The organism is Rhodococcus sp. GXMU-t2271 (assembly GCF_041414735.1).
Taxonomy (GTDB): Bacteria; Actinomycetota; Actinomycetes; order Mycobacteriales; family Mycobacteriaceae; genus Rhodococcus; species Rhodococcus indonesiensis.
This window is the reverse complement of the sequence record NZ_JAUIZP010000022.1, coordinates 50,083-62,443: the sequence shown is the minus strand read 5'-3', so window position 1 is coordinate 62,443 and position 12,361 is coordinate 50,083. Positions and strand designations below refer to the sequence as shown.

Annotated in this window: 15 protein-coding genes; 11 read left to right on the top strand and 4 right to left on the bottom strand. The window is 71.3% G+C overall.

Annotated elements, in window-relative coordinates; all coding sequences use genetic code 11:
• The first annotated feature begins 149 nt into the window (after positions 1–149).
• The gene (locus QYS60_RS08055; protein ID WP_289377705.1) at positions 150–656 is read left to right on the top strand and encodes a pyridoxamine 5'-phosphate oxidase family protein; all 507 of its coding nucleotides are present in this window, start codon (positions 150–152) and stop codon (positions 654–656) included.
• A gap of 75 nt (positions 657–731) precedes the next feature.
• Here QYS60_RS08055 and QYS60_RS08050 read toward each other — a convergent pair whose 3' ends face one another.
• Both QYS60_RS08050 and QYS60_RS08045 read right to left on the bottom strand, forming a co-directional pair.
• Positions 732–1,796 (bottom strand): S1C family serine protease, encoded by a 1,065-nt coding sequence (locus QYS60_RS08050; RefSeq protein WP_081005201.1) that lies wholly within the window; start codon positions 1,794–1,796, stop codon positions 732–734.
• Entirely contained in the window at positions 1,793–2,893 is a 1,101-nt protein-coding gene (locus QYS60_RS08045; protein WP_371382864.1) for an NAD(P)-binding domain-containing protein, read from the bottom strand. The genes QYS60_RS08050 and QYS60_RS08045 overlap by 4 nt, the downstream gene beginning before the upstream one ends.
• 150 nt (positions 2,894–3,043) lie before the next feature.
• Between QYS60_RS08045 and QYS60_RS08040 the strand changes: the two genes are divergently transcribed.
• The 5 genes from QYS60_RS08040 to QYS60_RS08020 all read left to right on the top strand — a co-directional run bounded on the left by QYS60_RS08040 (position 3,044) and on the right by QYS60_RS08020 (position 6,994).
• Positions 3,044–3,931 carry an SPFH domain-containing protein gene (locus tag QYS60_RS08040; protein ID WP_003936371.1) on the top strand — a complete coding sequence of 296 codons (888 nt, stop codon included), beginning with the start codon at positions 3,044–3,046 and terminating at the stop codon, positions 3,929–3,931.
• Positions 3,932–3,946: 15 nt separating this feature from the next.
• Entirely contained in the window at positions 3,947–4,147 is a 201-nt protein-coding gene (locus QYS60_RS08035) for a hypothetical protein (RefSeq protein WP_003936370.1), read from the top strand.
• A 69-nt stretch (positions 4,148–4,216) separates the two neighbouring features.
• Entirely contained in the window at positions 4,217–4,948 is a 732-nt protein-coding gene (locus tag QYS60_RS08030) for an enoyl-CoA hydratase (protein WP_003936369.1), read from the top strand.
• Between the two features lie 55 nt (positions 4,949–5,003).
• Complete coding sequence (locus QYS60_RS08025; RefSeq protein ID WP_289377701.1) at positions 5,004–6,119, top strand: MBL fold metallo-hydrolase; 1,116 nt, start codon at positions 5,004–5,006, stop codon at positions 6,117–6,119.
• Positions 6,120–6,229: 110 nt separating this feature from the next.
• A complete protein-coding gene (locus QYS60_RS08020) occupies positions 6,230–6,994 on the top strand; it encodes a ZIP family metal transporter (RefSeq protein ID WP_289377700.1) in 765 nt (254 codons plus the stop codon).
• Positions 6,995–7,000: 6 nt separating this feature from the next.
• Here QYS60_RS08020 and QYS60_RS08015 read toward each other — a convergent pair whose 3' ends face one another.
• Both QYS60_RS08015 and QYS60_RS08010 read right to left on the bottom strand, forming a co-directional pair.
• Complete coding sequence (locus QYS60_RS08015) at positions 7,001–7,345, bottom strand: hypothetical protein (protein ID WP_003936366.1); 345 nt, start codon at positions 7,343–7,345, stop codon at positions 7,001–7,003.
• 51 nt (positions 7,346–7,396) lie between these two features.
• Positions 7,397–8,320: a LysR family transcriptional regulator gene (locus tag QYS60_RS08010; RefSeq protein ID WP_289377699.1), complete on the bottom strand. Its 924-nt coding sequence runs from the start codon at positions 8,318–8,320 to the stop codon at positions 7,397–7,399.
• Between the two features lie 99 nt (positions 8,321–8,419).
• Here QYS60_RS08010 and QYS60_RS08005 point away from each other — a divergent pair, with 99 nt between their 5' ends.
• The 5 genes from QYS60_RS08005 to QYS60_RS07985 all read left to right on the top strand — a co-directional run bounded on the left by QYS60_RS08005 (position 8,420) and on the right by QYS60_RS07985 (position 12,337).
• A complete protein-coding gene (locus QYS60_RS08005; protein WP_054372903.1) occupies positions 8,420–8,785 on the top strand; it encodes a nuclear transport factor 2 family protein in 366 nt (121 codons plus the stop codon).
• Positions 8,786–8,849: 64 nt separating this feature from the next.
• Entirely contained in the window at positions 8,850–11,327 is a 2,478-nt protein-coding gene (locus tag QYS60_RS08000) for an HAD-IC family P-type ATPase (protein WP_289377698.1), read from the top strand.
• A gap of 96 nt (positions 11,328–11,423) precedes the next feature.
• Entirely contained in the window at positions 11,424–11,708 is a 285-nt protein-coding gene (locus QYS60_RS07995; RefSeq protein WP_371382863.1) for an antitoxin, read from the top strand.
• A gap of 125 nt (positions 11,709–11,833) precedes the next feature.
• Complete coding sequence (locus QYS60_RS07990; protein WP_054372900.1) at positions 11,834–12,061, top strand: antitoxin; 228 nt, start codon at positions 11,834–11,836, stop codon at positions 12,059–12,061.
• Between the two features lie 87 nt (positions 12,062–12,148).
• Positions 12,149–12,337 (top strand): antitoxin, encoded by a 189-nt coding sequence (locus QYS60_RS07985; RefSeq protein WP_289377695.1) that lies wholly within the window; start codon positions 12,149–12,151, stop codon positions 12,335–12,337.
• The last annotated feature ends 24 nt before the right edge of the window (positions 12,338–12,361 follow it).

The window sequence follows — 12,361 nt, the reverse complement described above, 5'->3', positions numbered from 1 at the left end:
CCGAATGTGACATGCGTTCGATCTGATCGACGCAATGTGACATTCGGCCACCACTTTCGGTCCGCACATTCGGCCTGCGCGATGAGTTCTCCCCGTCCGGCCGGTCGGTACCGATACGGGCTCCGGCCGGAGCCGGGAGAGGAGTCGTCGTGAGTACACCGGTCACCACTACCGTCGATGCGCGTTTCGGGGACGACGGGGAGCCGCCCCTGCCATGGCCCGACACCGAGGAGCTGCTCGAGTCCGCGCAGCTGTACTGGCTCAGCACGGTCCGGCGCGACGGCGTCCCGCACGTGACGCCGCTGATCGGACTGTGGCAGGCGGGCGGATTCGTCTTCTGTACGGGTCCGGGCGAGCAGAAGACCCACAACCTCCGGCACAACGCTGCCGTCGCGGTCACGACGGGTGTCGCGACCTGGGCGGCCGGCACGGACGTCGTCGTCGAGGGGCGCGCCCGCCGGGTCACCGACGGCGACGAGCTGCGCGCCGTCGCCGAGGCGTACTTCGTCAAGTACGGCCAGCAGTGGCGTTTCGAGGTCCACGGTGACGCCGTCGGCCCGGTGGACGATCCGGGTTGGGTCTTCCGCGTCGTGCCGAGCAAGGTGCTCGTCTTCGCCAAGGGGCCGTTCGGTCAGACCACCCACCGGTTCGCCTGACCTGCCCGTGACCGAATGTCACATTCGGTCGACGTGACCGACTGAATGTGACATTCGGCCAAGGGGGTTCGGGGGTCAGCGTGGCGGGCCGGCGTCCAGCACGACGCGGGCGGTGCGTTGCCGGCCGGCGGCGTCGAGCCAGCCGATCTCCACGCTGTCGCCCGGTCGGCGCGCCATCAGCATCTCCTCGAGGTCCACCGTGGTCGTGACGGGGCGCCCGTCGAACGCGACGATGACATCGCCGATCTCGAGGCCGGTGCCGGCGGCGGGGGTGCCGTAGCCGACCCACAGCACTTCGGCGCCGGTTTCCTCGTTGCCGGTCCGGTCGGTGGTGACGCTCACTCCGAGCAGCGGCGTCGGGCCGACGTGCACCGTCCCGGCGCTCGTCCCGGCACGGACCTGGTCCACCACGTCGAGGGCGGTCCCGATGGGCACCGCGTACGCCTCGGGTGGGTCGGGGACGGCGGCCGGGTCCGGTTCGACCGCCCCGGCGGTGTTGACCCCCACGACGGTGCCGAACGCGTCGACGAGCGGACCGCCGGAGTCTCCGGGCCGGATCGCCGCGCTGACCTGCAGCATTCCGCGCAGCCGACGTAGGGATCCGTCCATCGAGTCGCGTACCGACACCGTCTTGTCGACGGCGACGATCGTGCCGGGCGCGGGCACGACGACGCCGCCGCCGTCCGCGTTGCCGAAGGCCGTCACGGGCGCGCCCGGTTGCGGGAGGGGAGTCTCGGTCACGGCCGCGACCGGCAGATCGGCGGCGGAGCCCAGTTGCAGTACGGCGATGTCGAGGGTGGAGTCGTAGCCGAGCACCGCGACGTCGTAGCTCGCACCGGTGTGGGGGCTCACCGCGCTGATGTCGGTGGCCCCGGTGACGACGTGGTGGTTGGTGAGTACCGTGCCGTCGGCGGTGAGTACGATGCCGGTGCCCGAGATGCCGCGCCAGCCGCGGTTCGCGGTGAGGGTGACGACGGCCGGAGCGATCCGTGCCGAAACCTCCTCCGCCGTGGGCGGCACGATCGGCGGAGCGGGAGCCGGGGGCGGTGGCGGCGGCACGGCGATCTCGACCGTCGCCGGTGCGGTGAGCACCAGGCCGGCGGCCACCATCGCCAGAACGGCGCCGAGGCGGCGGATCACGGCCCCGGCGCGGTGGCCGCGAGGTGATCGACGAGTTCGCGGGCGGCGGCGCGTCCGGCACGGTTCGCGCCGATGGTCGACGCCGAGGGCCCGTACCCGACGAGATGGATCCGCGGGTCCGCCGCGACCTGCGTCGCCAGCTTGCCCGTCATGGTGATGCCGCCGCCGGGATTACGCAGGCCGAGGGGAGCGAGATGGTCGAGGGAACTACGAAAACCGGTGCACCACAGGATGACGTCCACGGCGAGCGTGGTGCCGTCGGACCAGCGGACGCCGGTCTCGGTGATCTCCTCGAACATCGGGAGGCGGTCGAGGGCGCCGCGTTCACGCGCCGCGCGGATCGCCGGCGTGACCGGCAGACCGGTCACCGACACCACCGAGCCCGGCGGCAGCCCCTGTCGTACCCTGTCCTCGACGAGTGCGACGGCGGAACGCCCGAGTTCCGGCGTGAAATCCTCGTCACGCCAAGCGGGTTCGCGACGGGTGACCCACGTCGTTTCGGTGACGCGGGAGATCTCGTCGAGCAGCTGTACCGCCGAGATGCCGCCGCCGACGACGAGGACATGACGACCGGCGAACTCGTCGGCGCTGCGGTAGTCCCGGGTGTGCAGCTGGCGCCCGCGGAAGCGCATGGCTCCCGGATACCACGGCACGAAGGGATGTTCCCACGTGCCGGTGGCGTTGACCAGCCCGCGGGCGGAATACACCCCGTGGTCGGTCTCCACCCGCAGGCGCTCGCCGCGGTCGCACACCACGGCGACCTGGACGGGGCGGTGCACCGGCAGGTGGAAGCGCGCCTCGTAGGCGCGGTAGTACTCGGGCACCGCGGCGGAGGCCGGGACCTCTCCGGCGGTGGTGTCGACCGCCTCGGAGAACGGCCACCCCGGCAGGTCGTGCACTCCGTTGACGGTGCTCAGCGTCAGTGACGGCCACCGCTGCTGCCACGCGCCGCCGGGGCCGAACGACCGGTCCAGGACGACGAACCCGGACTGCGGTTCGACGCCGAACCGTTGCAGGAAGTAGGCGGTGGACAGCCCGGCCTGGCCCGCGCCGATCACGACGACGTCGACGGCGGTGGCCGGTGCGTCCGTCGTCATCGCCGCTCTCCCTTCCGTGGCCCGTCTTCATGATGCACCGACGTGTCCGTCGCGTGATGCACCGACGTGTCCGTTGCCGCTGTCCGGCCGGCCGATAATGTGATATCACTTTAATATCTCATTGAACTTCTCCGGTAAGGGAGTCCCGCCATGTCCGCCACCCCCTCCGTCGTCACGGAGCGACCCGGAAGGTCCGTCGACGGCTGGTCCGTCCTCGCGATCGCGCTCGCCGTGGATGCCGCGGCCGTGGCGCTCGTCGTGTTCGGCGCGCTGAACCGCAACGTCGCGCTGATCGTGGTCGGAGCGGTGCTGATCGTCCCTGCCACCGTGGCGCTCGCCGGCCTGGTCCTCGTCGAGCCCAACGAGGCGCGGGTGCTGCAGTTGCTCGGCAGCTCGTACTCGGGCACCCTCCGCAAGGACGGGCTGCGCTGGATGAATCCGCTCAACACCCGGCGCAAGGTCTCGACCCGGATCCGCAACCACGAGACCGGGATCGCCAAGGTCAATGACGCCGACGGCAACCCCATCGAGATCTCGGCGGTCATCGTGTGGCAGGTCGAGGACACCGCCCGGGCCGTGTTCGATGTCGACGACTTCGAGGAGTTCGTCGCCGTGCAGACCGAGGCCGCGGTCCGTCACATCGCCGGTAGCTACCCGTACGACGCGGGCCCGGAGACGTTGTCGCTGCGGCAGAACGCCGACGAGATCACCTCGAGGCTGTCCGCCGAAGTCGACGAGCGGGTCGGATCCGCCGGCGTGCGAGTCGTCGAATCCCGGATCAACCGGCTCGCGTACGCGCCCGAGATCGCGCAGGCCATGCTGCGCCGGCAGCAGGCGGGTGCGGTCATCGCCGCGCGTGAGCAGATCGTCAAGGGCGCGGTCGGCATGGTCGCAACCGCCCTCGAACAGCTCGAGAAGGAACACACCATCGAACTCGACGAGGAGCGCAGGGCCGCGATGGTGAGCAACCTGCTCGTGGTCCTGTGCGGCGACCAGAGCGCGCAACCGGTGCTCAACACCGGGTCGCTCTACGCCTGACGCGTCGTCGACACCATGGCCGAACGCAAGAAGCTGCTGCTCCGGCTCGATCCTGCGGTCCACGATGCGCTCGCACGGTGGGCCGCCGACGAGTTGCGCAGCACCAACGCACAGATCGAGTTCCTGCTCCGTCGTGCGCTGAGCGAGGCAGGACGCATGCCGCGCGAGGCCGGGCGCATCCGCAAACCCGGCCGGCCGCGCGCGGACGAGGACTGACGGGAGCGCCCTCGCGCCTGCCCGCGGCGGGTGCGATGATGCGTGCCGTCGACGAAAGGTGAAGCACACATGATGGGGATCAGCCGTGACGGCGACGTGGTCACGCTCGAACTGCGGCGCGAGGAGCGCCGCAACGCGCTCAACACCGAGCTGTGCGTCCAGGTCCGGGAGGGACTCGAGGAGGCTCTCGACGGGGGTGCGCGTGCGGTCGTGATCACCGGGCGCGGCTCGAGCTTCTGTGCCGGCGCCGACCTGTCGGGGGACGTCTACGCGGAAGGATTCCTCGACAGCCTGGGGGAGATGCTCCGTGCGATCCAGGAGGCGCCCGTCCCGGTGATCGCCGCGATCAACGGCCCCGCGATCGGAGCGGGCACCCAGCTCGCCCTCGCGGCGGACCTGCGGGTCGTCGCACCGGGGGCTCGATTTGCGATTCCGGCGGCGCGTCTCGGTATCTCGGTGGACCGTTGGACGGTCCGGCGGCTCGTCGCCCTGCTCGGCGGCGGCCCCGCGCGGGCCGTGCTGCTCGCCGCCGAACCGGTCGACGCACACGAGGCGGTCGACCGCGGTCTGGCCAACCGGATCGGCGATCTCGTCGCCGCGCAGTCCTGGGCACGCGAGATCGCCGAACTCGCCCCGTTGTCGCTGCACGCGATGAAGCTGTTCCTCAACGACGACGGCACGCGCGACGAGCCGTCGCCCGAGCAGACGGCCGCGCTCGCCGAGGCGTGGCTCAGCGAGGACGCCCAGGAGGCGCGCCGGGCCCGCACGGAACGCCGGGCGCCGGTCTTCCGCGGTCGCTGAGGCGCGACCGCGCCGGCCGAGCGCGCCCGCGTCCCTGCGCCCCTACAGTGGTGGGGTGAGCGTCAAGCAGACCGCCTCGTCCGCCCTTGCCGGCGCCGGCTTGCTGTGGGTGGCGCGGGCCGCCCGCGGCGTCCCGGGCACGATCGGCGCGACCCCGGCGGACATCCGCCCGTACGCCGCCGGGTCCCCCCGGTATCGGAACGGGCGCTTCCACAACTCGGAGCCGAGTAGCACCGTGCTGCCCGAGGCCGGCGGCAGCCTCGTCAAGGACATGCTCACCCGGCGGTCCTCCGGGGTGCCGCGCGACGCGGTGCCGCTCGCGCCGCAGCTCGCCCCGGTGCAGGCCGCGGAGCTCGCGGTGACCTGGTACGGACACTCGAGTGCCCTCCTCGAGATCGACGGCCACCGGATCCTCGCCGACCCGGTGTGGAGCGAGCGGGTCTCGCCGTCGCCGGCCGTGGGCCCGGCCCGGTTGCACCCGTCGCCGGTGGAGCTGGCGGAACTGCCGCCGATCGACGCCGTCGTGATCTCCCACGACCACTACGACCATCTGGATCGCGGGACCGTCGAGGCCCTCGCGGCCACGCAGCCCGAGGCCCGGTTCCTGGTCCCGCTCGGCGTGGGGGCGCACCTGCGCCGGTGGCGGATCCCCGCCGACCGGATCGTCGAGCTGGACTGGGACCAGCACACCGAGGTGGGTGCGCTCACCGTCACCTGCACCGAGGCGCGGCACTTCTCCGGCCGCGGCCTGATCCGCAACATCACGTTGTGGTCGTCGTGGGTGATCGCCGGGCCGACGCGGCGGGTGTTCTTCGGCGGCGACAGCGGCTACACGCCCCGGTTCGCCGACCTGGGAGACCGCTACGGGCCGTTCGATCTGACGTTGCTGCCGGTGGGCGCGTACGACCCGCGCTGGCCCGACGTGCACATGAACCCGGAGGAGGCCGTGCGCACGCACACCGACCTCGGCGGCTGCGACTATCCCAGCCTGCTCGTCCCCGTGCACTGGGGCACCTTCAATCTGGCGTTCCACGCCTGGTCGGAGCCGATCGCGCGGCTCCTGCCGGCCGCGCGGGCGGAGGGGGTGCCCACGGCCGTGCCGATGCCGGGCCAGCGGGTCGACGCGCTGCGGCCGGGCTCGCAGGATCCGTGGTGGGTTCCGCTCGGCTGACTTCGGTTCGGTCGACTTCGGTGCGCCGGTAGGGTTTCCGGCCCGTCGCCGCGGGTATCCGGTCGTCCGTCGGGGAGCGTCGGAGGGAGGGCCGGGTCATCGTCGAATCGTTGCTCTTCGGGGTCATCGCGTCGAGCGCGCTGGTGCTCGGCGCGTTGGTGGGCGGATGGGTGGAAATCCCCAAACGCGTTCTCGCGGCGATGCTGGCGTTCGCCGCCGGCGCGCTCATCACCGCCTTGTCGTTCGAGTTGTTCGAGGATTCGTACGAGAAGGGTGGCATCTGGCGTGCGGCGATCGGCCTCGTCGTCGGCGCCGTCGTGTTCACCGCGCTCAGCGCGTGGCTGGACCGGGTGGCCGAGGGTCGCCGCGAAAAGGACCACGGCAGCGAGAAACTCGACGTCGCTGCGGCCGCCGAGGAAACCGCGCCGTCGTCGTCCTCGGTCAGCGGGGCCGCCGGGCTGGCGCTGCTGGCGGCGGTCACCCTCGACGGGGTGCCCGAGAACGTGGCGCTGGGTGTGTCCCTGGGGGAGGGCACCGGCGGTCTCGCTCTGCTGGTTGCGATCTTCGTATCCAACTTCCCGGAGTCGCTCGTCGGCAGTGCCTCCATGCGCGCCCAGGGCCGGTCCCGGAAATACATCCTCGGAATGTGGGTGGCGTGCGCCGCGCTGCTGACCGTCGCCGTCGTCGTCGGAGCCGGGCCACTGGCGGTGACCCCGCCCGAGACGATCTCCCTGCCCTTGGCGTTCGCGGCGGGCGCGGTGCTGGCCTCGCTGGCCGACACCCTGATGCCGGAGGCCTACGAGAAGGGCGGTCCCACGGTGGCGCTGAGCACCGCCGCGGGATTCGTGCTCTCGTTCGTCCTCGCGACGTTGTGAGCGGCGTCAGCTCGTCGCGGCGGCCCGCTTGCGTTCGACGAGTGCCCGGGTGACGAAGAAGGCGATCGCCACACTCGCGACGGTGCGCACCAGCCGGTTGACGTCCACGGCCGGCTGCCACGACAGCTTGCCGCCGCTGATGACGTACGCGCCCACCGGGCGAGCACCCACCCCGAAGCCGCCGCCCTCACCGTTCTCCCCGTCGGGTGAGTAGCCCCCACCGCCGCCGGCCCCGCCGGAGACCACGGCCGCGGTGATGACGGTCAGGCCGTCCTTCTCGACCGGTTCCGAGTACACGCGCTTGACGGTCACCGTGTCGCGCGCCTTGGCCATCAGTTCCTCGAGATTCACTTCCGCCCCCTGTCCGTCGTGGATTCGACTCCGGCCGGCCGGCCGCGCCCCTTATTCTCGGCCGCGACCCGCCGCCCGGGAAGTGTCCAAGGTCCCTGCGCGCGCGAACGCGCGACGGCTGTGCCGGACGAGTTCGCGCAGTGCCGGAGCGCCGGTATCCGACCAGACCAGCGACAGCACCGCGGGCGCGGTGGCGTCGTCCACGGTGAGGCCACACAACCGCTCCTCGAAGTGCTCGGCCATCGAGCGGCTGAGGATCGCCACGCCCAGTCCGCGGACGGCGAGGTCGGCGACGGTGTCCGGCGAACTGGCCTGCAGGGCGATGTCGGGGCGCAGGCCGGCGGCGGCGCACGCCCGGTCGAACACGGTCCGGATGCCGGTGCCCGGGGGCATGGACACGACGGGGTGGGCGCACACGTCCGCGAGGGTGAGATGGGCGCGTTCGGTGAGCGGGTGACCGGGCGGCACGGCGGCGACGATCGGTTCGCTGACGAGGGTGAGCGCCTCGAGACCCGGGGGCGGGGCGGCGGCGGTGCCGACGAGGGCGAGGTCCACCGTGGCGGCACGTACCCGCTCGACGAGCCGGTCGGAGGCATCCTCGACGAGGGTGATCTCGACGCCGGGGTGCGCGTGGTGGAACGCGGCCAGTGCGTCGAACAGTCCGGTGACGGTGCAGGCGGTGACCATGCCGACCACCAGCCGTCCCCGGAGCAGGGCCGTCACCTCCTCGACCGCCTGCCGGGCGGCTGCGGCGGACGCCAACGCCGCCCGGGCGTGCGGCAGTGCCGCCTTCCCGGCCGTGGTCAGGGTGGCGGCACGGGTGGAACGGTCGAACAGGGCGGCGCCGAGGTCGTGCTCGAGCTGGCGGATCTGGGCGCTGATCCCGGACTGGCTGATGTGGACGCGGTGAGCGGCACGGGTGAAGTTCGCCTCCTCGGCCACCGCGACGAAGTACTCGAATTGCCGCAGTTCCATAACCCAGGATTCTAGATCTCATCGATACGATCTGTTGGACTTCTCGAAGCGCGCGGCGGACCCTGGAGGTGTCCACGTCCGTTCGCAGAGAGGACCGTCGTGTCTGATGCAGAGAAGGCTTGGCAGCCCGAGGATCTCACCCGCCTGTTCGTCGAGCGGTCCAACGCCGGCGACGCCGCGGGGGTGGCCGCCCTGTACGAGGAGGACGCCGTGATGGCCTACCCGCCGGGCAGCCGCACGGTGGGACGCGAGGCCATCCGCCGCCTGTGGGAACAGGTGCTCGAGCACGCGCCCCGTTTCGAGCCCGAGCCGCCGCTGCCGACCCTGATCAGCGGTGACCTCGCGCTGACCGCCACACCGCCGAAGGACGGCGCCGGCGCTCGGGCCCAGGTGGCCCGCCGCCAACCCGACGGCAGCTGGCTGCGGGTGCTCGACCAGCCCGAGTTCGTCCGCCCGGACCGCTGAGCCGGGTCGCGAGCCGCGTCACGGTGTGGGGGCGGATCGCAACGGGTGGCTTAGCCTGTTTCCCATGGCAGCAGAGGAGCCCACCGTGGTCGCCGACCAGGCAGCTGTGCCCCCCACCGACGCGCGGCACGTCGAGCTGGGTCTGACCACCGAGCAGGTCGCCGAACGGGTGGCCCGGGGCGCCACCAACGACGTGCCGGACCGGGCGTCGCGGTCCGTCGGAGAGATCGTCCGCGCCAACGTCTTCACCCGCATCAACGCGATCCTCGGCGTCCTGCTGGCCATCGTCCTGGCCACCGGATCGATCATCGACGGCATGTTCGGCCTGCTGATCATCCTCAACAGCGCCATCGGCATCGTGCAGGAGATCCGCGCCAAGTGGACCCTCGACCGGCTCGCGATCGTCAGCCAGGCCAAGCCCCTCGTCCGCCGCGACGGCGTCGTGGCCGAGCTGCCGCCGCACGACGTCGTGCTCGACGACATCATCGAACTCGGACCCGGCGACCAGGCGGTGGTCGACGGGGTCGTCGTCGAGACCGAGGGACTCGAACTCGACGAATCTCTGCTCACCGGCGAGGCCGACCCCGTGCACAAGGAACTCGGCGCGCGGGTCCTCTCGGGCAGCTTCGTCGCGGCGGGCAGCGGCGCCTACCGCGCCACGAAGGTCGGCCGCGATGCGTACGCGGCCCGGCTCGCCGAGGAAGCCAGCAAGTTCACGCTCGTGCACTCGGAACTGCGCTCGGGAATCGACAAGATCCTGAAATTCATCACCTACCTGATGATTCCGGCCGGCCTGCTCATCATCTACAACCAGCTGTTCTCCAGCGGCCAGCCCCTCGGTCCCGCGCTCAGCGGCATGGTCGCAGCCCTCGTGCCGATGGTCCCCGAGGGGCTGGTGCTGATGACGTCGATCGCGTTCGCCGTGGGCGTGATCCGTCTCGGTCACCGGCAGTGCCTCGTGCAGGAACTGCCGGCCATCGAGGGGCTCGCCCGCGTCGACGTGGTGTGTGCCGACAAGACCGGCACGCTCACCGAGAACGGCATGCGCCTGGCAGACCTGGTGTTCGTCGACGGCAGCGACGAGACGGCCGTCCGTGCCGCCCTCGCGGCGATGGCGGCCGACGATCCGCGTCCCAACGCCAGCGTCCTCGCCGTACGCGAGGCCCTGCCCGACGACCCCGGCTGGGGCGATGCCACCGCCGTCGCCCCGTTCTCGTCGGCGAAGAAGTGGAGCGGTCAGTCCTACGGCGCTCACGGCAACTGGGTGCTCGGCGCCCCCGACGTGCTTCTCGATCCGGCCTCGGCGACGGCGCGGCACGCCGAGGAGCTCGGCGCGCAGGGCTTGCGGGTGTTGCTCCTCGGGCGATGCGAGCGCGCCGTCGACGACCCGCAGGCCCCCGGCACCGTCACAGCGCAGGCCCTCGTGGTGCTCGAACAGCGGGTACGGCCCGACGCCAAGCCCACCCTCGAGTACTTCGCGAGCCAGCACGTCGACGTCAAGGTCATCTCCGGCGACAATGCCGTCTCGGTCGGCGCCGTCGCGACGTCGCTCGGCCTGCCGCACGCCGAGCATCCCGTCGATGCGCGCGCCCTGCCGGAGGACCGCGACCGGCTCGCCGACACCCTCGACTCGGCCACCACGTTCGGACGTGTGCGGCCCGACCAGAAGCGCGCGATGGTCGGCGCGCTGCAGTCGCGCGGGCACACCGTCGCCATGACCGGCGACGGCGTGAACGACGTGCTGGCGCTCAAGGACGCCGACATCGGGGTCGCGATGGGGTCCGGCAGCCCGGCCACCCGCGCGGTCGCGCAGATCGTGTTGCTGGACAACAAGTTTGCGACCCTGCCCTACGTCGTGGCCGAGGGGCGCCGGGTGATCGGCAACATCGAGCGGGTGTCGAACCTGTTCCTCACCAAGACCGTGTACTCCGTGCTGCTGGCCTTCCTGGTCGGGCTGTCGGGCGCGCTGTCCCAGGTGTTCGACTACGAGCCGCTGCCGTATCCGTTCCTGCCGCGGCACGTGACGATCGCGGCCTGGTTCACCATCGGAGTCCCCGCGTTCATCCTGTCGCTCGCGCCCAACAACGAACGGGCCCGTTCCGGATTCGTCTCGCGCGTGATGCGCCTGGCGATCCCGTCGGGTGTGATCATCGGGATCAGCACCTTCGTCTGCTACCTGCTGGTGTACGCCGGGCCCGACCAGACCGAGGCGCAGAAGATGCAGGCCGGCACCGCGGCGTTGATCACCCTGATCATGATCGCGTTGTGGGTGCTCGCCGTGGTGGCCCGGCCGTACGTGTGGTGGAAACTGGTGCTGCTGGCCGGTTCGGTGCTCGGCTACGTCGTCCTGTTCGCCTTCCCGTTCGCCCGCGAGTTCTTCGCCCTCGACGTGTCGAACGTCGGTGCCATGGTCACGGCGTTCACCTGCGGGGCGATCGGCGTGGTCCTCGTGGAGGTCTCGTGGTGGGTGACCGGGCGGATCCACGGTGAGCACCGTCGGCTGTTCGCCGCCAGTGAGGACCTGCTGCCCGGCGAGCACTGACCGGGGACGAGGTCACTACGCCGACCGCGGCATGTTTGGGAACGGGCCTGCGGTGGCACGCTGAGGCATCGATCCCCGAGCGGAAGGAGCAGGCAGATGGGTTTCAAGGATTCCATCAAGGGCCTGGTCGACAAGGGCAAGGCCTACGCGGAGCAGAACCCGGACAAGGCCGGCCGGTTCGTCGACAAGGCGGGCGACGCCGCCGACGCCCGGACCGGCGGCAAGTACGCCCAGCACGTGGACAAGGTGCAGGATGCCGCGAAGAAGCACCTCGGCACCGCAGACGATCCCGTCCCCGGAACGACCCCGGCGCCCGGAGGGCAGCCCGGTCCGGAGGCGGACCCCGGACCGCAGGCGCAACCGGGTCCACGCACGCCGTAGTTGCACACGTGCTCGGCGGGAGACCCCGGCTGGGGATCTCCCGCCGAGCTGGTGGCACGGTCGGCTCTGCCGGTGGCACGCTGGTGAGGACCCACGAATGCACACGGAGAAGGGGTGAGCCTGCGATGCGATTCATGGATTCGGTCAAGGGTCTGGTCGGCAAGGGCAAGGACTATGCCCGGAAGAACCCGGACACAGTGAATCGCGCCATCGACAAGGCCGGGGATCTCGCCCGGACCAAGGGACCGCGAAAGTACTCCCGGCACGTCGGCAAGGCGCAGGACGCGGTGAAGAAGACCCTGGGAACCGAACGTCGCGGGCCCGGCCCGGAACCCGGGCCCGACGTCCGATAGCGAGTCGGCGACAGAGCCCACGTCCGGTCGCAGCCTGCTGTGTGGCAGGCTGGGCCCGCTCGCTCATTCGGACGAAAGGGATGCGACGTGGGCTTCATGGATTCGGTGAAGGGGATCGTCGACAAGGGCAAGGAGTTCGCGGCACAGAACCCCGACCAGATCGACAACGCGATCGAGAAGGCCGGTGACCTCGCGGACCGGAAGACCGGCGGCAAGTACGCCGAGCAGGTCGACAAGGCGCAGGACGCGGCCAGGAAGGCCCTGCGCGCCGAATAGGCCGCGCCGCTGGCCGGGCGTGGG